The 25,683-nt window shown below is 71.8% G+C and carries 26 protein-coding genes and 2 pseudogenes; 14 read left to right on the plus strand and 14 right to left on the minus strand.

All coding sequences use genetic code 11. The features are described from left to right. Window positions 1-166 precede the first annotated feature (166 nt). On the minus strand, window positions 167-1,225 hold the full coding sequence (locus tag ABT048_RS09840) for a medium chain dehydrogenase/reductase family protein (RefSeq protein WP_350520808.1): 1,059 nt from the start codon (window positions 1,223-1,225) through the stop codon (window positions 167-169). Between the two features lie 121 nt (window positions 1,226-1,346). Here ABT048_RS09840 and ABT048_RS09845 point away from each other — a divergent pair, with 121 nt between their 5' ends. Then, the gene (locus ABT048_RS09845) at window positions 1,347-2,003 is read left to right on the plus strand and encodes a TetR/AcrR family transcriptional regulator (RefSeq protein ID WP_350520809.1); all 657 of its coding nucleotides are present in this window, start codon (window positions 1,347-1,349) and stop codon (window positions 2,001-2,003) included. Between the two features lie 144 nt (window positions 2,004-2,147). Here the strand turns inward: ABT048_RS09845 and ABT048_RS09850 are convergent, their stop codons facing one another. Next, entirely contained in the window at window positions 2,148-2,744 is a 597-nt protein-coding gene (locus ABT048_RS09850) for a GNAT family N-acetyltransferase (RefSeq protein WP_350520810.1), read from the minus strand. 51 nt (window positions 2,745-2,795) lie between these two features. On the opposite strand from ABT048_RS09850, the gene ABT048_RS09855 reads away from it, so the two are divergent. Further along, complete coding sequence (locus ABT048_RS09855) at window positions 2,796-3,437, plus strand: TetR/AcrR family transcriptional regulator (protein WP_350520811.1); 642 nt, start codon at window positions 2,796-2,798, stop codon at window positions 3,435-3,437. A 98-nt stretch (window positions 3,438-3,535) separates the two neighbouring features. Here ABT048_RS09855 and ABT048_RS09860 read toward each other — a convergent pair whose 3' ends face one another. After that, on the minus strand, window positions 3,536-4,921 hold the full coding sequence (locus tag ABT048_RS09860; RefSeq protein WP_350520812.1) for a histidine-type phosphatase: 1,386 nt from the start codon (window positions 4,919-4,921) through the stop codon (window positions 3,536-3,538). 338 nt (window positions 4,922-5,259) lie between these two features. Further along, the gene (locus tag ABT048_RS09865; protein ID WP_502893991.1) at window positions 5,260-6,243 is read right to left on the minus strand and encodes a DMT family transporter; all 984 of its coding nucleotides are present in this window, start codon (window positions 6,241-6,243) and stop codon (window positions 5,260-5,262) included. A 261-nt stretch (window positions 6,244-6,504) separates the two neighbouring features. Here ABT048_RS09865 and ABT048_RS09870 point away from each other — a divergent pair, with 261 nt between their 5' ends. Both ABT048_RS09870 and ABT048_RS09875 read left to right on the plus strand, forming a co-directional pair. After that, window positions 6,505-7,353, plus strand: coding sequence for an alpha/beta fold hydrolase (locus ABT048_RS09870; protein ID WP_350520813.1), 849 nt, complete (start codon window positions 6,505-6,507; stop codon window positions 7,351-7,353). Window positions 7,354-7,375: 22 nt separating this feature from the next. Then, a pseudogene (locus tag ABT048_RS09875) lies at window positions 7,376-7,516 on the plus strand (SUKH-4 family immunity protein); the annotation flags it as partial. 130 nt (window positions 7,517-7,646) lie between these two features. On the opposite strand, the gene ABT048_RS09880 reads toward ABT048_RS09875, so the two are convergent. Beyond that, window positions 7,647-8,354, minus strand: a complete 708-nt coding sequence (locus ABT048_RS09880) for a TetR/AcrR family transcriptional regulator (RefSeq protein ID WP_502893992.1) — start codon at window positions 8,352-8,354, stop codon at window positions 7,647-7,649. A gap of 186 nt (window positions 8,355-8,540) precedes the next feature. Between ABT048_RS09880 and ABT048_RS09885 the strand changes: the two genes are divergently transcribed. Further along, window positions 8,541-9,551 carry a glycoside hydrolase family 113 protein gene (locus ABT048_RS09885; protein WP_350520844.1) on the plus strand — a complete coding sequence of 337 codons (1,011 nt, stop codon included), beginning with the start codon at window positions 8,541-8,543 and terminating at the stop codon, window positions 9,549-9,551. Window positions 9,552-9,685: 134 nt separating this feature from the next. Here the strand turns inward: ABT048_RS09885 and ABT048_RS09890 are convergent, their stop codons facing one another. From ABT048_RS09890 to ABT048_RS09900, 3 genes are all read right to left on the minus strand, one after another. After that, window positions 9,686-10,450 (minus strand): SDR family oxidoreductase, encoded by a 765-nt coding sequence (locus tag ABT048_RS09890; RefSeq protein ID WP_350520815.1) that lies wholly within the window; start codon window positions 10,448-10,450, stop codon window positions 9,686-9,688. 60 nt (window positions 10,451-10,510) lie between these two features. Further along, window positions 10,511-11,302, minus strand: coding sequence for a hypothetical protein (locus ABT048_RS09895; protein WP_350520816.1), 792 nt, complete (start codon window positions 11,300-11,302; stop codon window positions 10,511-10,513). Between the two features lie 141 nt (window positions 11,303-11,443). Beyond that, window positions 11,444-11,980 (minus strand): hypothetical protein, encoded by a 537-nt coding sequence (locus ABT048_RS09900; protein WP_350520817.1) that lies wholly within the window; start codon window positions 11,978-11,980, stop codon window positions 11,444-11,446. A 1,328-nt stretch (window positions 11,981-13,308) separates the two neighbouring features. Between ABT048_RS09900 and ABT048_RS09905 the strand changes: the two genes are divergently transcribed. Genes ABT048_RS09905 through ABT048_RS09915 form a run of 3 tightly spaced genes read left to right on the plus strand, consistent with a single transcriptional unit; the run spans window position 13,309 to window position 16,495 of the window. Then, window positions 13,309-14,412, plus strand: a complete 1,104-nt coding sequence (locus ABT048_RS09905; protein ID WP_350520818.1) for a bifunctional DNA primase/polymerase — start codon at window positions 13,309-13,311, stop codon at window positions 14,410-14,412. Next, window positions 14,409-16,094 carry a DNA primase family protein gene (locus ABT048_RS09910; protein WP_350520819.1) on the plus strand — a complete coding sequence of 562 codons (1,686 nt, stop codon included), beginning with the start codon at window positions 14,409-14,411 and terminating at the stop codon, window positions 16,092-16,094. The genes ABT048_RS09905 and ABT048_RS09910 overlap by 4 nt, the downstream gene beginning before the upstream one ends. Beyond that, window positions 16,091-16,495 carry a DUF6009 family protein gene (locus ABT048_RS09915; protein WP_030240262.1) on the plus strand — a complete coding sequence of 135 codons (405 nt, stop codon included), beginning with the start codon at window positions 16,091-16,093 and terminating at the stop codon, window positions 16,493-16,495. The genes ABT048_RS09910 and ABT048_RS09915 overlap by 4 nt, the downstream gene beginning before the upstream one ends. Window positions 16,496-16,581: 86 nt before the next feature. Here the strand turns inward: ABT048_RS09915 and ABT048_RS09920 are convergent, their stop codons facing one another. Together ABT048_RS09920 and ABT048_RS09925 are read right to left on the minus strand one after the other, a co-directional pair. Beyond that, window positions 16,582-17,223 (minus strand): hypothetical protein, encoded by a 642-nt coding sequence (locus tag ABT048_RS09920; RefSeq protein WP_350520820.1) that lies wholly within the window; start codon window positions 17,221-17,223, stop codon window positions 16,582-16,584. Between the two features lie 271 nt (window positions 17,224-17,494). Then, a complete protein-coding gene (locus tag ABT048_RS09925; protein ID WP_350520821.1) occupies window positions 17,495-18,088 on the minus strand; it encodes a TetR family transcriptional regulator in 594 nt (197 codons plus the stop codon). Between the two features lie 154 nt (window positions 18,089-18,242). Between ABT048_RS09925 and ABT048_RS09930 the strand changes: the two genes are divergently transcribed. Together ABT048_RS09930 and ABT048_RS09935 are read left to right on the plus strand one after the other, a co-directional pair. Continuing rightward, complete coding sequence (locus tag ABT048_RS09930; protein ID WP_350520822.1) at window positions 18,243-19,103, plus strand: enoyl-CoA hydratase/isomerase family protein; 861 nt, start codon at window positions 18,243-18,245, stop codon at window positions 19,101-19,103. A gap of 163 nt (window positions 19,104-19,266) precedes the next feature. Continuing rightward, window positions 19,267-19,425, plus strand: coding sequence for a DUF6210 family protein (locus ABT048_RS09935; RefSeq protein WP_502893993.1), 159 nt, complete (start codon window positions 19,267-19,269; stop codon window positions 19,423-19,425). Window positions 19,426-19,506: 81 nt separating this feature from the next. Here ABT048_RS09935 and ABT048_RS09940 read toward each other — a convergent pair whose 3' ends face one another. From ABT048_RS09940 to ABT048_RS09955, 4 genes and pseudogenes are all read right to left on the minus strand, one after another. After that, complete coding sequence (locus ABT048_RS09940; protein ID WP_350520824.1) at window positions 19,507-20,361, minus strand: HEAT repeat domain-containing protein; 855 nt, start codon at window positions 20,359-20,361, stop codon at window positions 19,507-19,509. 144 nt (window positions 20,362-20,505) lie between these two features. Then, window positions 20,506-21,045: an HAD domain-containing protein gene (locus ABT048_RS09945; RefSeq protein ID WP_350520825.1), complete on the minus strand. Its 540-nt coding sequence runs from the start codon at window positions 21,043-21,045 to the stop codon at window positions 20,506-20,508. A 686-nt stretch (window positions 21,046-21,731) separates the two neighbouring features. Continuing rightward, entirely contained in the window at window positions 21,732-22,289 is a 558-nt protein-coding gene (locus ABT048_RS09950) for a hypothetical protein (RefSeq protein WP_350520826.1), read from the minus strand. A gap of 89 nt (window positions 22,290-22,378) precedes the next feature. Further along, window positions 22,379-22,661 (minus strand): annotated as a pseudogene (locus tag ABT048_RS09955) (transposase family protein); the annotation flags it as partial. Between the two features lie 59 nt (window positions 22,662-22,720). On the opposite strand from ABT048_RS09955, the gene ABT048_RS09960 reads away from it, so the two are divergent. The 4 genes from ABT048_RS09960 to ABT048_RS09975 all read left to right on the plus strand — a co-directional run bounded on the left by ABT048_RS09960 (window position 22,721) and on the right by ABT048_RS09975 (window position 25,464). Next, window positions 22,721-23,062 (plus strand): hypothetical protein, encoded by a 342-nt coding sequence (locus ABT048_RS09960; protein WP_350520827.1) that lies wholly within the window; start codon window positions 22,721-22,723, stop codon window positions 23,060-23,062. 715 nt (window positions 23,063-23,777) lie between these two features. After that, a complete protein-coding gene (locus tag ABT048_RS09965; RefSeq protein ID WP_350520828.1) occupies window positions 23,778-24,092 on the plus strand; it encodes an ArsR/SmtB family transcription factor in 315 nt (104 codons plus the stop codon). Next, a complete protein-coding gene (locus ABT048_RS09970) occupies window positions 24,089-24,496 on the plus strand; it encodes an SRPBCC family protein (protein WP_350520829.1) in 408 nt (135 codons plus the stop codon). The genes ABT048_RS09965 and ABT048_RS09970 overlap by 4 nt, the downstream gene beginning before the upstream one ends. A gap of 389 nt (window positions 24,497-24,885) precedes the next feature. Then, a complete protein-coding gene (locus tag ABT048_RS09975; RefSeq protein WP_350520830.1) occupies window positions 24,886-25,464 on the plus strand; it encodes a DUF6939 family protein in 579 nt (192 codons plus the stop codon). Window positions 25,465-25,683: the final 219 nt, after the last annotated feature.

Consider the following 25,683-nt stretch of genomic DNA (forward strand, 5'->3'; position numbering starts at 1 on the left):
GCAGCCGCAGCCGCAGCCGCAGCCGCAGCCGCAGCGATCATTGCAGGCTGCCACCGGACCGCCTCGCCCGGGAACGGCGGGCTCCCCCGTCGGCGGGCGAACGCCGCCCGCGCCCGGGGCGGGAGATCGGTGCGGGCTGACGGCCGGTGGCGGCCCGTCACCCGGGTCACTCGCCGGGGACGATGACGACCTTGCCGGTGACCGTGCGGGACTCGGCGAGTTCCAGGGCGGCGGCCGCGTCGGCGAGGGGAATGCGGGCGGCGATCTGCGGGGTGAGGACGCCGTCCGCGAGCAGGCCGAGCACCTGGGTGAGGTCCTCGCTGAGGCGGCGGCGGAAGGTCGCGGGGCGGCGCCGGCCGGCCCAGATGTTGAAGAAGTGCGCGTTCCTGCCGTTGGGCAGGTAGTTCCAGAGGAGGAGCCGCGCGAAGACCTTCAGGACGGGCAGTCGCGAGTTGCCCGTCTCGTCCTTGGTCGCGGCGCTGCCGTAGGACACGAGCGTTCCGCCGCGGCGCAGCAGCTGCCAGGACTGCACCAGGCCGGGGCCGCCGACGTGGTCGAACACCGCGTCGACGCCCTGCGGCGCGAGCCGGCGGATCCGGGTGTACATGTCCGGGTCGCGGTAGTCGACCGGGGTGGCGCCGAGGGCGCGGACGGCGTCGTGGTGGCGCGCGGAGGCGGTACCGATCACGGTGATGCCGGCGTGCCGGGCCAGCTGGACGAGGGTGGAGCCGACGCCGCCGTTGGCGCCCAGGACGACGACGGTGCCGCCAGGGCGGACGGCGGCGAGGCGGTGCAGCATCTGCCAGGCCGTGATGCCGTTGACGACCACGGTCTCCGCCGCGTCCGCGGCCACGCCGTCCGGGACGGGCACCAGGTCCGCGGCCTCGATCAGCAGGTGGCTGGCCCAGGAGCCGGTCTTGGTGACCGCGGCGAACCGGCGGCCGGTCAGCGCCGGGTCCACTCCGGGGCCGGTGGCGGTGACCGTGCCGACGACGTCGTAGCCGGGCACGAAGGGGAAGGGCGGCTGGTCGTAGTACTTGCCGCGGCGCATCTGCTGTTCGGCGAACGAGACGCCGGTCGCGTCCATCCGCAGGACGACCTGGCCGGTGGCGGGAGCGGGCAGCGGGCGGGTGCGGACCTGCAGGCCGTTCGGCTCGACCACACCGGGCAGGACGACCTCGGTCGCGACGGTGGTGGAGGTGGAGGTGGAAGTGGTGCCGGTCATGGCGGGCTCCTCGGGGCTGGACGGGCTGTCGGCCGTTGTGCCTACAGCCGTAAAGTTACACACGTAAGACTACGACTGCAAGGCTTCACGCCCGTAAGCTTCACGGCGTAAGGTGACGGGTGTGAACGAAACCAGCACAACGGAAACGGCCGCACCCAAGCCGGCCCGTGCGCGCAACCGCCGCGGCGAAGGCGGGCGCCTGCGCGAAGAGATCATCACGGCCGCGGTCGCGCTCCTCGACGAGAACGGCGACGAGCGCGCCATCACCCTGCGGTCGGTCGCCCGGCGGGTCGGGATCGCCGCCCCGTCCATCTACCCGCACTTCCCCGACCAGCCGGCCATCCTCCTGGCCGTGGTGCAACGCGAGTTCGCCGAACTGGAGCGCCATCTGCGCGCCGCCGCCCAGGACACCGAAGGCGACCCCCGGCAGCGGCTGCGCGCGCTCTGCAACGCCTACCTGGACTACGCCCGGACGAACCCCGGGCGGTACCGGACCATGTTCGGTGGCCTCTGGACACCGACCCTCGGCGAGAGCTCCATCACCGAGGCGGACCTGACCGCGCTCGGCGCAGAAGCCCTGGGCGTCTTCGCCACGGCCATCGGCGACTGCGTCGCCGCAGGTCAGGCCACCAGTACCGACCTGTCCAGCGACGCGGTCGCGCTGTGGCTGGGCCTGCACGGCCTCGCCCACCAACGCGCGGTCACCCGCGCCTTCCCCTGGCCGGCGGACATCGCCGACCGGCTCGTCTCCGGCCTCGCCCACCTGAAGGACTGGTAGCGCGGCACCCCGGGCGCGTGCGGGGTGGGGGCGTGTCGCGCGGCCACCCCGCACGCACCGCCGAGCCGCCCGCTCCGCCGCACCGCACGCACCGCCGCCCCCGTGACCTCGGCGTCCAAGGCCCCGGGGCGACCTGCGCACCTGTCAGAAGCGCAGGTCCATCCGCTGCTCCATCGTGTCGAGGCCGAACTTGTGGACGGAACGGGAGACGGTGAGCTCGAAGCCGGCCTTCGTGTAGAGGTGGTGGGCGGCGTCGAGGCCGGCGACGGTCCAGAGCACCACGCCCTGGTACGCACGGGCGCGGGCCTCGTCGAGGGCCGTCTCCAGCAGCCGCCGGCCCAGGCCCAGCCCCCGGGCGTCCGGGTCGAGGAGCACCCACCGCAGCTGACCCCACCCCGGGCGCTCCTCCGACCGGACGAGGCCGGTGGCGCCGACCACCCGGCCGTCGAGCTCGGCCACCCACAGCCGGCCGGGCGCCGCGCCGCCCTCACGGACCCGGGCGAGGACCAACTCGGCCATTCCGGCGGCGACGTAGGCCTCCATGGTCTCGTCCATGCCGTACTCGCGGGTGTAGAGGACGCCGTGCAGGGCTGCGACGGCCCCGAGGTCTCCGGGCCGGACGGCCTCGCGGATGGTCGCGGTTGCGTCGGCGCTTGCGGTGACAGGTTCGGTGACGGGCGCGGTGGCAGGTTCGGTGACGGGTCCGGCAGCGGGTGCAGTGGCGCGTCCGGTAGCGGCCATGGCGGCATCCCCTCTCACTGAAACACTCGTTTCAGTGGAACGATAGACCACGTGTCCGCCCCCGCCAATGCGAGCTCCCACCCGTCGCCGCGCCCCTCGCAACGCCCCTCGCCGCGACCGTCGCCGCGTCGCGAGGAGATCCTCGCCGCGACCGTCCGCTACGTCGCCGACCACAACGTGTCCGACCTCTCCCTGCGCCCGCTGGCCGCCGAGATCGGCTCCAGCCCCCGCGTGCTGCTGTACCTGTTCGGGTCGAAGGAGCAGCTGATCCGGGAAGTGCTCGCGGTCGGACGGGCCGAGCAGCTGGCCCTGCTGGAGCGCTCCGAGGTCGAGGGCGGCAGCGCCCGCGCGACCCTCGAACTGCTCTGGGAGTGGCTGACGAAGCCCGAGCACCGGGGCGCGCTGCGGCTGTTCTTCGAGGGGTACGTCCGCGCCTTCGGCCACGACGGGCCCTGGCGGGGCTTCGGCACCACCTCGCTGGACGAGTGGCTGCCACCCCTCGGACGCGTCCTGGCGGGCACCGGCACCGATCCCACCGTGGTGCTCGCCGTCCTCCGCGGCCTGCTGCTGGACCTCCTCGCCGACGGAGACGGCGACGACAGCGGGCACGGCGGCGGCAGTGACGGCGACGGCGCCCACGCCGAGCGCGTCCACGCCGCCTGGCGCGCCTACCTCGACGCCACCCTCCCCTGAGAACCCTGAGGACCCTGAGGACCGATCCGCACACCCGCCGAACGCACCTCCGGCCGGGCCCGTGCAGGGCACGGACCCGGCCGGAGGCCCCAAGGGCGTCAGCCGTGCACGAGGCAGTGCTTCAGCTCGTCGAGCTCGTAGAAGTAACTGCCCTTGGCGACCGGCTCGCAGGAGGACGCGAAAGCCGTCTCCTTCTCGTTGTAGAGCATGCGCACCAGGTAGGTGGCCGGCCGCCCCTCGGAGGGCGTGTTCGCGAACAGGTCCCACTGGATGTTCGCGGCCATCGGCGAGACCTCCGCTCCGCGCCACGGGTTGTTCCCGTACGCGTACGGCTGCCCGGGTTCGGCGGGCTCGGTGCTGCCGGGCAGTCCCATCAGGGCCGCGAGCGGCTCGATCTCCTCGGCGTGGGTGAAGCGCAGCACCGCGCCGTTGCCGTTGGTGCCGTCGGCCTTGGCCTGGGCCTGGGCGAGGAGGTCGTCGAGGAGGACCCCGGCCATCCGGTAGGTGATCGTGCGTCCGCTGAACGCGGGGCCCTTCTGGTAGAACTCCTCGGCGTCGTCGAGGTAGGCGAGCCAGGTGGCGTCGCGGCGGGACAGGAACGGGGTGAGGTCCACGTCCGGCGCCTCGACGTTCAGGTCGGGCGCCGCGCTGTAGAGCTGGTACAGCGAACGGGCGAAGGCGACCTGCTCCTCGCCGGACAGCGCAGCGGCGAAGTCCTCCCGGAACAGGCGCGCCACGACCCGGTGCGCCGTTTCGGTGGTGCGCGGGTCACCGTCGATCCCGGCGAGGACCTCGGCCAGCTGCGGATCACTCTTCACGTACGCCTGGTAGTCGGCGTTCTGCGGCTGCTTGTGGAAATACAGCAGGTTCTTGTCGGTGACCGGCGCCTTGATCAGGCCCGCCAGCGCCGGGTCACCGGCGGCCAGCGCGCCGGTGAACGCACCGGCGCTCGCCACCGTCCGCGGCACCCCCGACGTCTCCACCACGATGGGCTCGTGCCGGGCGGCGATGTCCGTGAACAGGCTCGGCAGCCGCTGCTCCAGGCGCAGCGCGGTCTGCCGGTGCTCCTCCGCTCCGCGGGCGGAGAGGTTGCCGTAGCCGAGCGCGGCGGCCGCGGTCAGCAGTGACTGCACCTGCGGGCCCAGCTGCGCACCGAGGCCGGTGAGGGCGCCCTGGTCCTGCGCCTTGCGCAGGACGGCGAGCACGGCGTCGCCGTCGCCGCCGTCCGTCATGGCGCGGGAGCCGTGGCGGGCGACGTTCTCGGTGAAGACCGGCACGAAGCCCTTCGGTGCCTTCTGGTAGTGGCCGGGCCTGCCCTGCGGGGCGTACGGGGTCTTGGTTCCGTAGACGTCGCGCCCGGCGTGCGACGGACCGGCGTGCGACGGACCGGACCGATCCCGCGCGGAGGCGGTGCCGGCGGTGAACAGCACGCCGGCGGCGAGGCAGACGGCCATGGTGGCGGACAGGGGGGCGGTGCGCTTCACGGCGGCCCTTCGGGTCGGGGCGGGCTACCTGTCGGTAGCTGTGGTCTGCCGCAAGGTGGCATGGCCACGCAAAGCCCTGCCGACGCCGCGTCATGGCCCCGGTGAAGGACGGCTGAACGCTCACCACCGGACCGCCGGACCGGCGCGCGGCCGCCGGGTCGCCTCGGGGCGCGTGCGCGCGGTGCGCCGGAACCGTCGGCCCCGGCGCACCGCATCGCCCTCATCCCGCCGGGCGAACGGTCAGCGAGCGGTCAGCGGTCAGCGGTCGGCAACCGGTCAGCGAGCGGTGGACAGCTGCTCGACGCCCGGTCGATGCCCGATACCCGGTCGATGCCCGGTCAGAAGTTCGCCTCCCGCCGCGATTCGGCGACTGCGAGGCCGGCGATGGCCGTGAGCATCAGCACCGTGCCGACGACCGTGGCCGCGGTGAGCCGCTCGCCGAGGAGCAGGACGGCGAGCACCGCCGCGCCGACCGGCTCGATGAGCATCACCACCGACGCCGTGGCGGCCCGGACGGCACCCGCCCCCGCGAAGTACAGCGGGTAGGCGACCGCCGTCGTCACGGTGGCGACGTAGAGCATCAGCAGCACGACCTGGCCCGGGTGGGCGGTGTGCGGCACCGGGCCCTCGGCCCACGCGAAGGGCAGCAGGACCGCCGCGCCGACGGCGAAGGACCCCACCGTGAGGGTGTACGGGTCCTCGCCGTCGCCGTGCCGTCCGGTCCACCGACCGAGGACGTTGGACACGGTGAACCCGGCGGCGGACAGCAGGGCCATCCCCACGCCGACGGGGTGGACGACGGCGGCCCCGTTGCCCAGCACCAGGACGGCGAGGCCGGTCAGCGCGCCGGCGACCGCGAGCAGCCCGGCGGGCCCGATGCGCTCGCCCAGGAACAGGCGCCCGGCCGCCGCCGTGAGCACCGGGGCCGCCCCGAGCGTGACGATGGTGCCGACCGCGAGCCCGGTGTCCTGCACGGCGGCGAAATAGGCGGTCTGAAAGACCGCCAGGCCGATGCCGGTGCCCGTGAACAGCAGCACGCGGCGGCCCGAGGGCCACGGCGTCCGGCGCGCTCCGCGGGCGGGCCGTACGACACCGGCCGGCCGGAGGGCCCGGGCGGGCCGCACGGCGCGGGCCGCCAGCAGCAGCGCCACGCCGGTCAGGAGCCGCCAGAACGAGACGGCCACGGGTCCGAAGTCACTGGACCGGTAGACGATGTCCACGGCGGCTCCGGTGGTGCCCCAGGTGAGGCCGGCGAACGCCAGGCAGGCGAGGCCGCGGCGCACGGAGCGTGACGCCGTCGTGGTGGCAGGGGTCGGTGCCACAGCAGTTTTCGACACGGAGGAATCTCCAGACGGAGCAGATGGTCGTGGTCTCGCGTCTGCGGGGCACGACCGATCAGCGCGTACCGGCCCACGGCCGACCTACGCGCCGGTGTCGACGGCGACCCGCCTCAGAGGGCGGGCGGCGAGAGAACTGCTGCGAAAGACATGCTCCCCACCGTACGCCACCCGGGCGAAGCCCCCTGTGCGACCCCGGGCGCTGTACCCTTCCCGTCGAGAAGTCACGGGGGGCAAGGGGCGCCGATGGAGCACGCGGCCGAGCACGGGACCGAATGCGGGGCCGAACACGGAACCGAGCACAGGACAGAGCACGCGACGGCGCCCGACGGGATCCGGATCGCCTACCAGATCCGAGGCGCGGGGGCGCCGCTCGTCCTGCTGGCCGGCCAGGCGAACAACCACCACTGGTGGGACGGGGTGCGCGACGACTTCCACGCCGCACGCAGCACCGTCACCCTCGACTACCGCGGTACGGGCGCGAGCGACAAGCCCGACCGGCCCTACAGCACCGAGGGCTTCGCGCGGGACGTGATCGCCGTCCTCGACGAACTCGGCGTCGACCGGGCCGACGTCTACGGCACGTCCATGGGCGGGCGCGTGGCCCAGCAGCTCGCCGCCCGCCACCCCGAACGGGTGGGCGCCCTGGTGCTCGGCTGCAGCTCCCCCGGAGGCCCGCACGGTGTCGCGCGCGACAACGATGTGCGCAGGTCACTGGCACAACCCGAACCGGCGGCCGCCCGGCAGGCCCTCCTGGAACTCATGTACACCCCGGACTGGCTCGCGGACCATCCGGGCCCCCACCGGACGCTCGGTGACCCGGGCATGCCCGCCCACGCCCGGCGCCACCACCTGGCGGCCAGCAACCGGCACGACGCGTGGGACCTCCTACCGGGCATCGGCGCACCCACCCTCGTCGTGCACGGAACCGACGACCGGCTCAACCCCACGGCCAACGCGCCCCTGCTCGCCGACCGGATCCCCGGCGCCCGACTGCACCTGATCCCCGGCGCACGGCACGCCTACTTCGAGGAGTTCCGCGCCCTCGCGAGCCCGCTCGTCCTGGACTTCCTCACCACCGCGCGGCCGGCCTGAGTTCCGCTCCGGCCGGAGTGAGGACGACGCGGACTACGAGGACTACGTCGCCGACCTCTTGGCCCGGGCCCGGCAACAGGATCCGGCCGCGTTCGGCGACGAGGACGGTTGGTGGTCCCGGGTGTTCGAGGAGGTCGAGCTGGGCGTACTGAGCCCCGAATGACGGGGCCGCCGATCCTCACTTGTTGAGCCACCGACTCCTGAGCCGCAGTCGGATCGGGGCCACGGTGACGCCGGTGGCGGGACGTGAGCGCGCTCGTCACCGCCCGGACGGGTCGGGGCAGGCGTCGCCGTCAGGGCCGGGCGCCTCGCTCGGCCGCGTCGAACGCGGGGGCGAGCGGGGCCAGTGCGGCCCGGAGCTGATCGGGCAGTGAGCCGGTGGGGACGACCAACCCTCCGGTGCCGAGACTCCCGGCGGCCTCCGCCACCTCCGCCACCTCTGCGGTCCCGGCGGTCCCGGCGGTCCCGGCCGGCCGGAGCCAGCCTTCCAGCGCGATGCGTACCGCCGCGGCCACGCTCGCCGCGAGGACGCGGGCCGTGTGCACTCCCGTGTCACCGAGGCGTTCGGCGATCACCGCCGCGAGCGGGGCCTCGATGCCGGCGGTGGTGTCGAGGAACGCTTCGCGCAGCGCGGTCCGGGCGGTGATCAGCAGCAGCGCCCGGGGTTCGTGCTCGCCGGTGGTCGTGTACTGCTCGACCACGGCTTCGGTGACGGCGTCGGCCAGGCGCAGGCCTGCGGGCCGGGCCGCGACCGCCGACGCGATCCTCACCTCGCGGTCCGCGGTGACGGCGGAGACGATCGCCTGCTCGCGACTGGCGAAGTAGTTGTTGTAGGTGCGCGGTGAGACCCCGGCGGCCTCGGCGATGTCCTCGACCCGCACCTGGTCCGGTCCGCGCTCCACGGCCAGGCGCAGGGCTGCTTCGCGTAGCGCCGCGCGCGTGGCCTGCTTCTTCCGTTCCCGCAGCCCTGCCGGTGGTGGTGCTGGTGGTGGTGTCGTCACGGGTGCCAGCATCCCACACTGATTGCGCGCACGCACTCTTACGCACACGCACTCTTACGCACACGCAATCTTGCGCGTGCGCATTTTTTCTGCCAGCCTCGACCCGACCGACGCCCCAGCCGACGCCCCAGCCGACGCCCCAGCCGGGGCCCCGACGGAGAGGACGACACCGTGCGAGCACGAGGAATGACCTACGACACCGGATTCGTCGTTCACGGCCGGACATCCCGCGAGCACGTCGACCCAGCCGTGGTTCGGCGCGAACTCGCGATCATCCGCGACGACCTGCACTGCAACGCGGTCCAGATCATCGGCGGCGACCCGGACCGACTGGAGTCGGCCGCCCGCGCCGCCGCGGAGCTCGGCCTGGAGGTCTGGTTCTCGCCCTATCCGCTGGAACTGGACTCGGAGCAGATCCTCGCGCTCTTCCGCGACTGCGCGGAGCGCGCGGAACGGCTCCGACAGCGGGGGGCCACGGTCGTGTTCGTCGCAGGGGTCGAGCTGAGCGTGATGAACCGCGGGTTCCTGCCCGGCGGGAGCCCCGAGGAGCGGGTCGAGCAGCTGATGGGCCGACCCGAGCGGAGGGCGGACGCGATGCGCGAGCTCGGCGTGCGCCTCAACGCGTTCCTCCGCGAGGCCGCGGCCACGGTCCGCGAGCGCTTCGGGGGCAGGCTCACCTACGCCTCCATCCAGTTCGAGCAGGTCGACTGGGCCCCCTTCGACATCGCGACGTTCGAGCTGCTCCGCTCCGCCGAGGTCGCCGACCGGTTCCGGGAGGCGGTGCGCACCCTGGCGCAGGGGCCGAAGCCGCTCGCCATCACCGGGTTCGGCACCGCGGCCTACCGCGGCGCGGGGGACCGCGGCGGGCGGGTACTGGAGGTGGTCGAGCACGACCCGGAGACCAAGGCGCCCACCCGACTGAACGGCGTCTACGAGCGCGACGAGGCCGGCCAGGCGACTTACCTGAGCGAACTGCTGGAGATCTTCGAGACCGAGGGCGTGGACAGCGCGTTCGTCTTCCTCTTCGCCCTGCCCGGTTACCCGCACCGCCCGGACGGCGATCCCAGGGACGACCTGGACCGGGCCGGCCTCGGCATCGTCAAACTCCTCGAAGGACGCCGGGGGCAGACCTATCCCGACATGGCGTGGGAACCCAAGGCCGCCTTCGCAGCAGTGGCACAGCGGTACCGGAGGTGACGCCCCGGCCGCGAACCGCGACCTGAGGCGCTGTCACTCACCGAGGCCGGGCCGGGCTCGGCGGCCGCCGACGCCCGCGGGGGTGCCCCCCGGCGCCGGGGACACCGCCCGCGCGACGCGGACGCCGGAGGTCGTCACAGGCCGACACCCCCGGTGACGTCGATCCTGGCGCCGGTGATCCAACGGGCGTCGTCGGAGGCGAGGAAGGCGACGGCGTCGGCGATGTCTGGCACCCGGCCGATCCGGCCGAGCGCGGTCAGGCCGATGTTGCGCTCCACGTTCGCCGGGTCGGCCAGCACCTCGGCGGTCATGTCGGTGCTGGTGAATCCGACGGCGACGGAGTTCACCGTGATCCCGCGCGGGCCGAGGTGCTTGGCGAGGGTTCGGCTGAACACGTCGAGCGCGCCCTTGGTGAGCGGGTACGCGATCCCGTGGGCGGAGGCGAGGCGGGTGGTGACCGACGAGATCGTGATGATCCGGCCGCCGTCGCGCAGCCGCGGCAGCAGCCGCTGGGTGAGGAAGAACGGCGCCTTGATGTTGACCGCGACCATCCGGTCGAACTCCTCCGGGGTGAGGACCTCGATCGGTCGCCCCATCAGGTTGAGTGCCGCGTTGTGCACGAGGACGTCGATCGTCGATTCCCCGTGCGCGCGCAGTCCGGCCTCCAGCCCGGTCACGAGCGTGTCCACGTCGCCGGGGACGCCCAGTTCGGCGCCCACGACGAACGCCCGGCCTCCGGCGGCGGCGATGCTCGCGACGGTCTCCTCGGCCGCCGATGCGTTGCTGCCGTAGTGCACGGCGACCAGGGCGCCGTCCCGGGCCAGACGTTGGGCGATGCCGCGTCCGATGCCCCGGCTGCTGCCGGTGACCAGTGCGGTCTTCCCGCTGAGGTCTCCCATGTCCGCTCCTCGATCGTGGCCGGTGACGTCCTCCCGACAGAATAATAAGGTTAGGCTCGCCTAACTAGACTGGATCAGGTGATATCTGGCCGGACCCACCGGCCGACGGGACAGGGCCAACGACACCGGGCCGACCGCACCAGGGCCGTTGGCGGAGGCGTACTCGTCCGCGACGGTGAACACGCTGGCGCAGCGCGGGCATTCGGCCCTGCCGAACAGGTGGGCGATCCCGTCGGCGAGCTGCGACTCCCCGTCGCGGAGGGCGGTCTCGTACATCCACCGCCCCACGCCCGAGAGCTCCTCGCGGAGCGCCGGCCGCAGGTCGCGCCGGTCCACGTCCCCCAGGTTCCAGTCCCGGATCGACGAGTAGCGGCCGTGGTCCCCGATCGCGACGGTCACCGTCACGGCGCAGTGCGGGCAGGCCACCTCATAGAAGTCATCGGTGAAGTCGGCCAGATCCGCGCTCCAGTGGTACTGCTGCTCGGCCGCGAGCAGGGCGCGGTAGCTCGCGAGGTAGTCGGCCGGCCGTGACCGCAGATGCCGGTCCAGCAGTTCGCGGAACTCGGCGATCGCATCGGCGCACTCCGCCAACAGGTCGTCGCAGCCGTGGTGTCCTGCTGCGCGGCGCAGGATGGTCCCGGCCAGGGCACGCGCCCGTACGCTCCCGGAGGCGAGGCGCACCAGGCGCGGGAAGGCGGCGAAACTCGCGGGGAAGAGGAGGTCGTCTTCGAGGCACAGGCGGAAGCCCAACTCCTGCCACGCCTCGGCGTCGTCCTCACGCTCCACCCGCTCCAGCAGCCCGGGAACCCGGTCGACCTCGCCGTGGCAGTCGTACATCCCCGCCCAGTTCACGAAGTGACCATGCGGAGGAGCCGATCCTCCGGAAAGGGCCCGGGCCCACATCCGGCACTCACCGATTTTCCGCGGAAAATCGATGCCCACCGCTCAGGGTTCCGCTGCCGATGTTGCTGCCGCACGGCCGTGGGGGCCGGGTCACGCGGACTCGAACTTGATCACGGCGTCGCCGACGGCGGCGGCCCCGACGAAGAAGCCCTTCAACGCGCGCAGGTCGGCCGCCAGGGCCGCGGACCGCTTCTCGCTCCACGGGGTGGCGGAGCCGAGCGAAACGGCCTCCGCCGCCAGGGCCGCATCGGAAGCCGCCAGCAGGTCGTCGACGTCCACGCCGTCCAGGAAGGCCGATGCCGTCCGCACCTCGTCCGGCCGGAGCACCAGCACCTTCCACTCGCGGAAACCGTCGCTGCCAGGGTCTCCCCCGGTCTCGACCCGTTCCTCACCACCGAACACCGGGAGCTGCGCCACCGCCGGATCCGTGCCCGTGCCGCCGGGCGCCCCGGTCAGGGCGACGTGCAGCAGGTAACCGTTGCGCTCCACGCCCAGCACCGCACCGGCCTCGCGCAGAGGCCCGAACTCGCTGTCGAACCAGTGCGGCACCAGCGCGACGAGCCCCTTCGGCGACAGCTCGTCCAGGGACCGCTCGGCCACCCGCCGCCAGAAGAAGTCCACGCTCATCCCCCTGCACTCCGCCCCGTTCCGCACCGGTGTGCCCGTCGGCACCCGTCGTACCGAGAGGCTAGATGCGACCACTGACAATCCGGTCCCGCACCCGAGCCGGGGCCCCACCCGTCGTCACCCCGTACCGTTCATCGACGCTGCAGCCACCCTCCCGGTTGCAGGACGACTCGACGACTCGGCAGCTTTCGCGCCCTGCCCGTCGGCCACGGCCGACAACACCGGCCCTTCCCGGACAGCGACCGAGTCCGCGAGCGCGGACTGCTCCCGGTTCCGAGCGCCCACGGTCAGCACCACCACGCCCAGCCTGACGCCCATCTGCAGAGGTCCTCACGTCGTCGGGTCGGTGACCCTCGCCCAGCGGCATCCGCCGGGACAACGACCGGGGGCAGGGAAGGTCACGCGTGTCCCGGAGGATTTCTTCGGTCGCTGCACCGGGCGGCAGCGACCGAACCGCGACGAGCAGGTCCCAGCCGGGTCGGTCGCTGGTCCGTCGCTGCGCTTTTCAATCCGCAGCCAGAGTCGCTTCGGTCGCTGCCGGCGTCAGATGTGCGGTGCCGCGGCGGCAAGAGGCCTGGTGGGAGGGGCGCTCCCGGCACTTCCGCCCCCGGGCGGCGGCGGAGCGACCGAAGCTACGGAAGCGATCGAAGCGACCGAAGCGACTCAACGAAGGAACTCGTTCTGAAGCAGGGGGCACCCACCAGGGAGGCCCACGGGGCGGCCGAGCCGTTTTCCCAGCAGGCGCGAGCGACCGAAGCGACTCAAGCGACCGAACTTCAGACCTTCCTGCGCTTCAGGCACGGTCCTGGCACGCGCGACACGCCGAGCGACCGGGCGGGAGAGACTCGGTAGCTTTGGTCGCTGAGCTTCAGTCGCTGGATAAAACCCCAGGTCAGGGGCGCTACACTCACCCCAACAGCGACCGAAGCGACTCAAGCTTGGGTATATGAAGACATTCCCGTGTGCGTGTGCGCGTTATAGACCCGGGCTACAGTCGCTTCAGTCGCTGTTGGGCTTGGAAAACGGCTTTGACCTGCGGAAATGTCAGCGGACCGAAAACAGCGACCGAAGTGACTCGGTCGCTCCCCCGAGGTTGGGTAGCTGAGTTTCCCCGCAAGGGCCGCCACTCCGGGTGCGTACGTGCTCGCTCGGATAGTCTGTGTGAGCTATCTTCTGGACTTCAGTCGCTTCAGTCGCTGATCCGGCGCTCACCAGTGCCCTGACCTGGCTTTTTGCCCTCAGCGACTGACCGAGCGACTCAAATCCGGGCAGCTACCGAGCGACTGGAGCTGCTGAAGCAGCTACTGAACCAAGGGGGAGGGACCAGCGTGACGGCGCCGCAGGCCGTGGGGAGCGACCGAACGGGCCGCCAGCCTGATGCGCTGGCTGTTGCCCGCTGGTGCGCAGCTCAGGGCTGGCCGGTCCATCCGCTGGCGCCCGGGCGCAAGACCCCGCCCGCCAACTGTCAGAGCTGCCAGGAATCCCCGCACTCCCCCGGCGACTGTGCCTGTCCCCGCTTCGGTCGCTGGTGCCACGGCTTCCACGCCGCCACCGTCGACCAGGACGTCATCACCGCCTGGTGGCGGACCAACCCGGACTTCGGTACCGGTGTCGCCTGCGGCCCCTCGGGCCTGGTCGTCGTCGACGTCGACAGCCACCCCGGCACCGTCCCCGCGCGGGACCGGATCCTTCCCGGCATCCCCATCCACGAGCACGTCGACCTCGACGGCCTGGAGAACGGCTACCACACGCTCGCCCTGCTCGCCGCTCTCCGCAGCTCCCCCGATCCCGCAGAGGACACCTCCACACTGCGCGTCCGTACGCCCTCCGGCGGCCTGCACATCTGGTACCTGGACGACGAGCACCGGGGCTTCACCTGCTCCACCGGCTCCTCCACCGGACGTGCCCTGGCCTGGCAGGTCGACATCAGAGCTCACGGCGGCTACATCGTCGCCCCCGGCACCACCACGAGCGCCGGCACCTACACCCCCCTGCCCGGCGCCATGACCCCCGCACCCCTCCCCCGGTGGCTCGCCGAGGAGCTCGTCCGCACCGGGCATCTCAAGGAGAGGCCGGAGACCCGTCCGGCCGCGCCGGCCCCCGTGCCCGACCGTGCCCGTCAGGCCGTCGTGGCCGCGGGCGGCGGGAAGCGCGGAGCCGAACGCGTCCTCGACACCGTCCTGCAGGAGGTGACCGACTGTGCCACCACGCCCGAGGGCGCCGGTTTCACCGGCAAGCTCAACCGCGCCGCCTACACCGTCGGAGGCCTCGTCTCCGCCGGACACCTGACCCACACCGCCGCCGAGCAGCTGCTCCTCGATGCCGCTCGCACCGCCCGTCCCACCCAGGACAGGCAAAGCTCCGCCGTCATCCGTTCCGGCCTCGCCGCCGGCGCCCGGCAGCCCCTGCACATCGGGAAGGCCCGCGGATGACCGACAGCACCCGCAAGAGGACGGTCTTCGACCCCGTGGCCGCAGCCCAGCAGATCCTGGCGTACCCGCCGGTCCCCGGTCCCTCGCAGGCCCCCTGGCACGGCGCCGCCGTCCAGGACAGCCTGCTCGACGACCCCGCCGAGACCGCCCAGCCACCGGTGCCGCCGGGGCAGTCCGACCAGTCCGAGCAGTCCGAGCTGCCCTTCCACGGGGCCCCCGCGCGGACCGCAGCGGCGCCGCAGGCCGCCCAGGCAGCCCGAACGGCCAAGGCCGCTGCGGGCCCGCAGGCGAGCCCGCACGGCCTGCTGCCCGACTCCCTCTCCGACCGCGGCAACGCCAAGCTCTTCGTCCACCTCTACGGACGCGACTACCGCCACGTCCCCGGCATCGGCTGGTACCGCTGGTCCACCCACCGCTGGCAGCTCGACGAGGACGACACCGTCCTGTGGGCCGCCGGGGAGATGGCCGAGAGCGTCGCCACCCACGACCCGCGCGGCCTCTACACCAACGCCGACCTGCGCCGGCACCGCCGCCGTGCCCTGTCGACCTCCGGCATGAACGCGATGCTCGCCCAGGCGAAGTCCGCCCCCGGCATGGTCCTCAACGCGGCCCTCCTGGACGCCGACGCCTACGCCCTGTGCACCCCCGGCGGCGTCGTCGACCTGCGCACCGGCGCCATCGTCCCGCCCGACCCCAAGGTGCACCACCACTCCCGGTCCACCACCCTCGCCCCGGCCCGGATGCCCACCCCGCGCTGGAACCGCTTCCTCACCGACACCTTCGGCGACGACAAGGAAGGCCGCCAGACCCGCGACTTCCTGCACCTGCTGCTCGGTTACTCCATCAGCGGCGACGTCGGCGCCCAGGTCATGCCCTTCCTCTACGGACAGGGCAAGAACGGCAAGTCCGTCCTGCTCGACGTCATGATCCAGCTGCTCGGCGACTACGCGGACGCGGCCCCGCCCGGCTTCCTCATGGCCAAGACCTTCGACGGCCACCCCACCGACCTCGCCGAGCTCCACGGCCGCCGCATCATCGTGTGCTCCGAGCTCAAGCCCGGTGACCGCTTCGACGAGGCCCGGGTCAAGCTGCTCACCGGCGGCGACAAGATCAAGGCCCGCCGGATGCGCCAGGACTTCTTCTCCTTCGAGCCCACCCACAAGCTCTGGCTGCTCGGCAACCACCGCCCCGAGGTGGGCACCGGCGGCTTCGCCTTCTGGCGCCGCATGCGTCTGATCCCGTTCGAACGGGTCGTCCCCGAGGAACGCAAGATCGACAACCTGGCGCACGTCCTCGTCGCCGAGGAGGGCCCCGGCATCCTCGCCTGGCTCATCGACGGCGCCCGACGCTACTTCGCCGGCGAGAAGGACCTCGCGGGCCCCCAGCGCGTCCAGGTCGCCACCACCGCGTACGCGGAGACCGAGGACCACGTCGGCCGCTTCCTCAAGGAGGCATGCATCACAGGCGAAGGCATGCGCGCCGAACAATCCCAGCTCTTCGGCGCCTACACCCGTTGGTGCGGCTTCGAAGGCGCCAATCCCGTATCCGGGCGTGCCTTCGCCGCACGAGTCCGCGAGACACTGGGTATGACCTCTCCCAAGGAGATGGTCCTGTCCAACAGCCGCAAGTACTACCCGGGCATCGGCCTGATCACCGACGACACAGAGGAGCAGAACGCGTGAGCGCGCTGATCGACCCGGCCGAGCTCGCCCACGAAACCGACCTCGTCTGGCTGGAGGACACCTCCGACCTCGACTACGTCCGCCAGTCGCTGGACCGCCTCACCACGCGCCGCGGCCGCCCCGCCTACCACCGCGACGGTCGCATGGTCGGCTACGCGATCCTCGGCCCCGACGCCAAGTCCTCGCGGGCCTCCGGCACCTTCCGCCGGCGCGTCTTCTGGCTGCTGCCCCACGACCGCGACCAGGACCCGGACGGCCTGTACTCCACCGGCGCCCCGTCGGAGGCCGTCGACCCGCGCACCGTCGCCCCCGGGGTCAAGGGCTACAAGACCGAGCGCTCCGAGGGCGGCCCGGCCTCGCCGGCCATGCTGGAGCTGGGGATAACGCTTCCGAAGGCCTGAGGCCCGCGGGCGTGATGCCCGGGGCCCCGGCTCGCAGGCCTGAGCCTGGGGCCGACCGCTGCACCCGGTGCGTTCGGCCCGGGTGGCTAGCGGCTCTCGCGCTGCGGCTCCTCCGGGAGGACTGCCTGGCCCGCCAGAAGGCTCTCCAGGAACTGGCTGTGCCGGGCGGGCGCGCTGCTCCGGGCCTCCAGGGGCCGGGTGCGGAGCACCTGGGTCGGCTGCTCGGCCCGTTCGGCCTGCAGCGCCCGGTTGGCCCGTTCGGCCCGTTCGGCCTGCTCGGCCTGCTCGGACCTCATGACGCCGAGGGCGTCGGCGAGGCCGGTCATCGACTGGTGAAGCTCGGCCCGGTCGGGGCGCACGGCGTCCGGCGCCGGGGTGTGCGCGTGCGCGGTGGAGCCGGCCTCCGTACTGTCCCGGTCGGCCTTCGCCGTCACCGCCGTCACCGCCGTCACCGTCGTGGCCCTGGCCGTCCTGCCGTCCGTGCCTGTGCCCGTGCCCGTGCCCGCAGCTGGTGCCTCGCGCTTCGCCACCCCACGCCTCGTCGCGGTGCGGGCCTCCGCCGTACGCCCCCCTGTCGTGCGTCCCCCTGCGGTGCGGGCCTCCCCGGTGCGCACCGCGGCCGTGTGCGCCGCCGCGGACTCCTCGCGCAGGCGGCCCACCTCGGCCTCCAGCGCGGCCAGCCGTGCCCGCAGTTCGTCCAGCTCGCCCTGCTCGCCCATCTTCTCCACTGCCCAGAACCCTCCCCGGCCGCCGTCCACGGCCATTGACGTGCGGCTTCAGCCTAGAGGTCGCGCAGATGGGCGCTGTGGGGGCGCCGCACGGCTGCGTGTGGACACCCGTCCGCTTCGGCCGGATCGATACCCCACTCCCGCACTCGCGGCCGGGGCTGGACTCCGACGACGCGATCACCGCCGTCGGGTCGATCACTCCCTTCGGCCGCTTCGGCACCGCCGAGGAAGCCGCCGCTTCGGCCCTCTACAACGGAGCGTCCGTCTGCCGCTATGCCGGGGTCGAGAAGGCGGCGAACGCAGCGTCCAGCAGTTCGCCGAGGTCCTCTTGGCCGTCGCTCGCAGCCCATTGCCCGAGGACGATCCACAGGATTTCGAGTGCCGCCGCTACACGAACGGTGGCGATGACCGATGGCCCGTCGGTCGAGGAGGTTGTCCTCTGCAGTCGGGCGACGATCTCCGGTCGCCATTCGGCCTGCTTCTCGCGGAGGCGTGCGCACAGGGCCGGGGTCTGCTCGATGAGGCCGAGGATCGTCACGAGTTGCTGAACGTCGCCCACGAGGAACCTCACGGCCGACTCCAGGGCGTTGCGCAGCCTGCTCCAGTCGTCCTGGTTGGCCCGCTCGGCATCGAGCGCGTCAGTGATGACGCCACCGACAGGGTCGAAGACGAACAGGACCACGTCTTCCTTGGTGCCGAAGTAGCGCAGGAAGGTGCTCCGCGACACTCCGGCGGCTTCGGAGAGGTCGGCGAAGGTGACCTGGTCGAAGCCCGTGAGGCAGAACCGGTTGAACGCGACGCGGGCCAGCTCTGCTCGCACCGCGTGGCGGCTGATCTCACGGGTACCGACTGGCGCTGCGCTCATGGGGACGAGTGTACTCGGACACACTCGTTTGCTTATTCGGATACAGGTTCCTAATCTGACACTCAGTGTCAGCCGCGAGGCTGAGATTCGCGACGCTGTCCCGAGCCGATCGCCCGGTCACGGACCGTCCCTTACCGCGATATGGAGCCACCTCATGAGCTACGCAGACCTTCCCGCCCTGACGATCGACGTCTCGGACGGGGTCGCGACGGTGACAATCGATCACCCGCCGCTCAATCTGATGGACGCGGTCCTCCTGCCGTCACTCCGGGCATTCGTCGCACGTGTGCGGGACGACGCCGACGTCCGCGTCATCGTCTTCGAGAGCGCTGACCCGGAGTTCTTCGTTGCACACGGCGACATGGCGTACCTCACTGACCCTGACGCGCTGCCTGCAGCGACTCGCGCTGCGATCGCGGCCGCACCGGGCTCGACCGTCCCGGAAGGCCTGAACATCCTCCAGGCGATGAGCGAGGAGGTCCGCTCGCTGCCGCAGGTCACCATCGGCAAGCTGGCGGGCTTCGCGCGCGGCGCGGGCAACGAGTTCTTCATGTACCTGGACATGCGATTCGCGGCGATCGGCAAGTCGGGGCAGGGGCAGCCGGAGTCCTTGATGGGGATCCTCCCCGGAGGCGGCGGCACGGTGAACATGACGCGCCTGGCAGGAAGGGCCCGCGCGCTGGAGCTCATCCTCGGCGCCGAACTCGTGGGTGCGGAGCTCGCGGAACGGTACGGCCTGATCAACCGTGCCCTGCCCGCCGCAGAACTCGATTCCTTCGTCGACACCCTCGCCCGACGGATCGCCGGCCTCCGGCCGGAGGTGATCGCCATCACGAAGGCTGCGGTCGACGCGGTCGCGCCGCCGATTCCGCATGCGGCGTACGCCGTTGAGAACGAGGGCCTGTTCGCGGCGTTCGGCGATGAGGTCACCGAGCTCGCCCACAAGCTGCTCGCCGCTGGTATCCAGACCCGCGAGGGCGAACGGGACCACGAGCGCATCGCCAACAGCATCTGAGTGCCCGAGCTCTCGCCATAGGCGCGGTTGGGAAGGTAGGTGGCCGAGCGGGCACAGGCCCCGTTGATCAGGGAGTTGCTGACGCCCTGTGATCACCGAGGAGACCCGTGCCCGCGCTTCCATCACGGCTGACCGAGCCGCGAGCGGGACAGGCTTCGCGGCCTTGGTCGGAGCCGTCCGCTACTGGGCCTGCGACGGGACCACCGAGAAGCCGCACAGGCTGCAGCTGGACGAGAGCCGGATCCGCGAGGCCGACGAGGCCTGGGTACCGGTGATCACGCCGGACGGCCCCGGGGTCCTGGTGTGGCTCAACTCGGACTGAGCGCGGGGAGCGGCTGCGGTGTTCACTCCGGGGCAGGGGTCAGCGTCCGGGGCATGGGGATCAGCGCCGCAAGGACCAGGGTCACCCCGTCGGCTGGGCCAGGGCTTGGTGCGCGGCGTCGCGTACGTTCTCGTTTTCATCGGCCGTGAGCCGTTCGAGTGCGGCTCGGGCCTCGGGGGCCGGGCGTCCGGACAGGGTCCACGCCAGCCAGTACCGGACGGCGGGATCGGAGTCGCCGGCGCGGGCGACGAGGGCGTCGGTGACTGTCGCCTCGTGAGCCCCCCAGAGCGCGCTGACCGCTGCTCTCCGGACCTCGGGCGCGGCATCGGAGGTGCCGGTGATCAGGATGGCCCGGGCTGTCGAGGGATCGCCGGTGCCGAAGATGGTGCCGAGGGTCGTCATCGCGTGGGCGCGTATCGCGGGGTTCGGGTCGCGGGCCGCGTCGGCGATCAGCCCGAAGTACGTGTCTCCGCCGAAGTCGATGACGGCCAGACTCCAGAGACCCACCATCCGTGTCCCGGGGTCGTCGGAGGCGGCGCACTCCAGTGACAGCCTGAGCGAGGTCTGGGGCCAAGCCCTGAACAGGTTGAGGACGTCGAGCTGCAGTGTGGCCTCGTCGTCGTTGCGATCGGTCACCATCGCACGCAGCAGGGCGGGCAGGGCGTCCTGGCCGCAGGCACCCGCCAGGGCGTGGGCGATCCGGTCCCGGGCGAAGGAGTCGCCGGCATCGACGTGACGGGCGAGGCGTCGCTCCAGTTCCGGTCGAAGGAACGCGGCGGCCGGTGTGCGCAGCTGCTCCACCAGTTGCTCGCACCGAAGGCGGGTGTCGGGCCCGCGTTCGGCATCCGCGGCAAGCCGCGCCTCCAACTCGCTCAGCGCACGCTCCAGCGCCGCACGTTCCGTTGCCGTGATCCCCGTCCCGCCGGTGCCTGTCATGCGCCTCACCCTACGGCCGGGTGGTGATGGCCTTCGGCCCGGATGACGGTGACCAGCCATGGCGGGGACGCTCCCGCGGGAGGAGTGACCTGTGGGGGTGGGCTGTCAGGGTGAGCTGTCAGCGCGATCTTTCAGCGCGATCTGTCAGGGCGTCACGCGTGCCCAGTCCGCGAGGAGTGAGAAGTCGTCCGCCGTCAGTCCGGTCTTCGGGTCGATGCGGTGGAGGAGCGCCGGGCCGTGGTGGTGGGCCCGGACCCAGCCGTGGTCCGCGTCCGTGATCTGGTCGTCGACCCAGGCGAACGGGCGGCCCTGTGCCCAGGCCACGATCTCCGGTGTCTTCCAGAACACGCCCCCTCCGGGCTGGGGACGCGGATCGGGCCAGGTGATGACCGGCAGGATGGGAAGCCCCAGGAGGGGTGAGAGGAAGGTGTTGGCCTCCTCCTCCCACGTCGTCGCCCACACCAGGTCGTACAGCAGGGCGGTGAGCGCCGGCCCGTGATCCGGGTTGAGCCAGACCCGCAGTGGCTTCGGCGGCTTGTTCGGAAGGCCCCACTCCCGGAGCCTGCGCCGCTCGGCCGCCTCCCACTGCGGGGTCATCAGCCGGTGCGTCTCGTAGCCCTGGGGCCTCCGGTACGGCTTCGCCGCGGTCGGATTCAGTGGACCGTCGACGTCTATCAGCAGCATCGGCCGCATCAGCCACCCCCGGATGATCGTCCCCGTACGGTAGCGGTCGAGCGGCGGAGGGCCCAGCGATTTCCCGGCCGCGCCGACTGCCGGCCGGGGCACTGGCCGGCCCCGCGCCGCGTGCACTCCGGGCTGCGGTTGCGCGGGGCCGTGATCCGCCGGACCTCTCCCCCGCTGAGTACCGCGGATCGGCCGGACGATTTTCCGCGGAAAATTCGGATCCCGCGCTCCCTCGGATCCAACCGAGGGACGGGACAGGTGGAGGCCCGCGGGACTGACAGCCGGGGGCGGCGTCCTGTCCGTGATCGGGAAGGAGCCGCTGTAGCCGCCACCGGATCGGCTCGCAGGCACGGGACGCACAGCGTCGCTGATCCAGCGGGGCTGGTGCGTTGGGCGATGTCGATGGGCTCAGGATTTTCCGCGGAAAATTCCGTGGCGCGGAGAACGCGGAGAAGACGGAGAAGGCCGAGAACGCGGAGGCCGCCGGGAGCGCGGACAGTCCGGCGCTACGGGGTGTCCGCGACGTGCCGCCTCACGGTCGGACAACCGCCCTCGATGCGGCATCCCGACGGTCCCGGATTTTCCGCAGAAAATTTCCGAGCCGGGGTCGCCGGGTCCCACGGGTCGATGACAGGGCGTTGGTCGCCCCGGTTGTCCCTGCCCTCGCCCCAGGCACAGCGCGGAGGTCAGGACAGCGGTTGCCCGCCGCGGCCGCTCTTACTGACGCCGCGCGGTGAGAACGTCATCGGGCCGATCCAGCCTCGGCGGACGAGAGCAATCTGGGAGGGCAGCGGGGTCACCGGGTCGAGCGCCCTCCCCCGGGACCAGTTCTCGAAGAGGCCCTGGGTGGTGTCGACGGCGGACACCACCATGGTCACCTGAAGGCCCCCGTCGTCCCAGGTGTTCCACAGCGCCCAACCCTCCGGCCGTGCGTCGACACCGATTCGCGCGCACTCCTCCTCGTAGTCCTCGTCCATCCCGGCCGGCATGACTCCGGGCTTCAGCACCGTGGCGCCGACGAGCCTGACCAGGGGACGATCCTGCTCCGTACAGCCGTCGCCTTCGAAGTGGTAGCTACGCAGGACGCGGGCGAGCGCGTTGACGCTGCGTTGGAGAGACGTCGCATCGTCCGGATCAGGGGCGAACGAGAGCCAGTCCTCGTTGGACGCCTCGACGGTGACACGGTGGGCGAGACGCTCGATCTCCCGGAGGTAGTCCAGTTCGCTGAGCTCAGGTGTGGTCATGCCGCGCAGTCTGGCATCGGGAGACTTCCGTCCGGCACGCGTTTTTCCTCCGTCGGCAGCGGCCTGGGCTGCTGCCCTTGCCTGGGTTGGGCGGCCTGGAGGTTGTGCAGGCGGGCGATGCCGAGCACGGCGTGGTGGACGCCGTGGCCCTTGAGGCGCCCGCGGCGGAACGACAGTCGCGCAGGACTTCCAGGGCTTCATCTGGGCGAGGACGTGCTCAGCGCGAGCTCGGACCTGCTTGTGCTCTCGGTTGTGCGCGGCCTGCCGTTCGGTGGGCTCACCGCCTTTGGGCCTGCGGCGCGGGATGAGCAGGCCGGTTCCCGAGTAGCCGCCGTCGGCGGGCGTCGTGGTTTTGCCTACGGTGGCTGCGGCACGATCTGCACGGCACGGTTCGGCCCGCACGCTGTCGGCCTCCTCACTAGCCTGACGGGATGCATGAGAGTGGACCACCGCTGCTTGGGGACGTCTATCCCCGGCTGCTGTCGTTCGTGGAGGCGGCGCTGATCGCTGAAGGGGAACCCGCCCTGGCCGGGGCCGTCGGGCGGTTGCGCTTTCACGGGTGGTGCGGCTGTCGTCCGACCTGCACCTACCTCCGAACGGCTCCGGCTTCCCGTGCCGACAGCTCGTGGCTTCATCTCGACGACGACGATGCGCCTCGCGTCTGGCTTCAGTTCGACCGGGACCACACGTCGTTCGCCGGGATGGAGATCTGCGAGTTCGACTTGGGGCCTGTCCCAGCGCTCGACCCGAACCGCCCTTCCGGGCTGGGGTAACCCCTCGGCGACGTGACCCGCGATCCGCGCGGAGAATTTTCCGCGGAAAATTCTGGACCGTCCGGGGCCGGTCTTCGAGCTGTGGATCAGTGGGCAGGTGCCCGGTCGGCGGATCGTCCGTGGTGGGCCGGGCGCGTCGGCAGGATCGTCTGGACAGGCCTCGGTCGGGCCGCGTTCCGGTGCGCGCGCACGCCTGCAGGCCGGCGCCCCTCATTGCTCGCACCGGGTCGGCGCGGCCGGTTCGCCCCGCTCCCCCGCCGGCGTCGGCGCTTCGACCGGCATTTGGATGGTCCCGATTTTCTGCGGAAAATTCTCCGCGCGGCTTGGGGTCACTCCCCGCGGGCGCTGTGGCTCCCCCGGCGTCCGGATGTCGGTCGGAGGAGGAGCGGGTGCGTTTCGCGCGCGTCTCGAAACTCAGTGAGTCCGGCAGCCGCCAGGACCCATCGAATTTTCCGCGGAAAATCGACGACCCCATGCGGGGGAGTGGGCCAGGGCGCCACCGCGGTCGCACCTGTGGTTCTCCCGCATCGCGCCGCCGGGCCGGGCCGGGCCAGGGCGAGCGTGGGGTGGCGGCGGCAGCGGGTTTGCCCCTGCCCCGTACCCCTGATGCCCGCCTCCCCGAAGCCGAGAGAACGGCCCCTGCCACCAGGGGTGCGCGGACGGATCGCGTCGGACAACGTTGACGCGTCGGAAATCTCCGACGTAAATTGGCGGCATGCCTACCGACGTGTTCGGCGTACTGGCCAACCCCGTGCGCCGCAAGCTGCTCGAACACCTGCGGGAGGGGCCTCGCTCCACGGGCGAGCTGGCCGCAATGTTCGAGCTCGGGCGGCCGGCGGTCTCCGAGCATCTGGCGGTGCTACGCGCCGCCGGACTGGTCCGCGAGGAACCGCGCGGTCGCCATCGGTACTACCACCTCGAAGCGGCTCGGCTGGCCGAAGTCGGTGAGTGGCTGCACCCGTTTGAGCACTACTGGAACCAGCGCCTGACCGCGCTGGCAGATTTCCTGGATGAGGAGAGCACCCCGTGACCGAGAACGCCGAGATCCGCTGCGAGAAGTTCCTGGCCCACCCACCAGCGGCAGTGTGGGCCGCACTGACCGATCCAGCCCTGCACGCCCGCTGGTGGGCCGCAGGCGACATCAAGCCGCTGGTGGGCCACCGGTTCACCCTCGACATGGGCCCCTGGGGTGCCCAGCCGTGCGAGGTGACCGCCGTGGAACCAGAGCGGCTACTGCGCTACCGCTTCGCCGAAGGATCGCTCGACACGACGATCACCTGGCGGCTTGAGCCGGAGGGCAAGGGCACCCGCCTCTTCCTGGAGCACGCCGGCTTCGATCTCGATTCACCGATGGGCAGGCAGGCGTACCAGGGCATGGGCGAGGGCTGGCCGCACGTCCTGGACCGACTCGACTCGGTCCTGGCCGACGCCTGATCCCGGCATCCGAAGCACGCTCCCGGCCGGATGTTCGCCCGGACCCCGGTGGCATCCGTCGCAGCAGCGGCCCTCATGGTTCACGGCTCTCGGCGGTCACTCCGGGGTGGTTCGGCCAGCGCCGAGTCCGCTCGGGCCGGGCAGCTCGCCAGGCGCACGAATTTTCCGCGGAAAATTTCCAGGCCTTGATCCCGGGCCGATCCGCCGCAGGAGCGGCAGGGCGTCTGGGCGTCTGGGCTCATGAGCCCTGTCCGCCTCGCGTCGGCCGGCCGCCGGACTCCGTGCGGTGGCTGCTCGTCGAGGCACCCGGCGCCTCGGACGGACGGGATGTCAGTGGCATCGGGGATGCTCGGTCGTTGATGTCATCGAACCAGGGGAGGGGCCTCCAGATGCCGATCCGAATTGCCAGCCGTCGCCGTACAACGGCGTCACTGACGACCGCCTTCCCCGGCGCGGAGATCATCGACGTGACCTCCAAGGCACCGGAACCGTGGGTGCGGCTGAGCCCCTTCTACCCGCACGGCGGCATCCCGGTTCCCTTCAGCGACGGGTCGACCAGCCAGTCGGTGGAGGGAATCTGGCAGGCCCTCAAGGTCTTCCAGGACTCCGACGTCGACCCCGTGAGGCTCGCGATCACCACGATGAAGGGGCTGAAGCGGACGGTGAGTCGATACGGTCCCGTCCAAGGGCACCGAGCCGGCCTGCACGGCGACCGACTGCTGCCCTATGAAACGGCTCGCCGCCGGATCTACCTGCCGGCCTACCGGTGGATCCTGGAGCACCGAGTCGCCGACCTGGTCGAGTTGATCAGGAACAAGGAGGACGTCGTCCTCCTCGACTACACCACCAACGGGGATGTCACCGACCCCAGCAGCCCGCTCTCACACGCCGCACTCATCCAGCTGTACGTGGAAGGGCGCTGGCCCAGCGAGGACGATGCCGAGGTTCGTGGCGCCGACGGTGCGTGAAATGGCTTGAGGATTCCGAGGCGGGGGCGGTGCTCATGCGATGTGCAGAACACCGTGCAGCCGTGGCCGGGATCCGCTGATCGCGGTCGGCGGCGGCACCGGCCGCGCGTTCGGCGATACTGCCGGGCCGAGGTCGGACCCGGTCGGCTCACCGATTTTCCGCAGAAAATTCGGGAGAGGTCTGCGGACGCTTGGAGCCGGGTGCTGGGGGAGTGCCCC

Source organism: Kitasatospora sp. NPDC096140 (assembly GCF_040303045.1).
Classification (GTDB): domain Bacteria; phylum Actinomycetota; class Actinomycetes; order Streptomycetales; family Streptomycetaceae; genus Kitasatospora.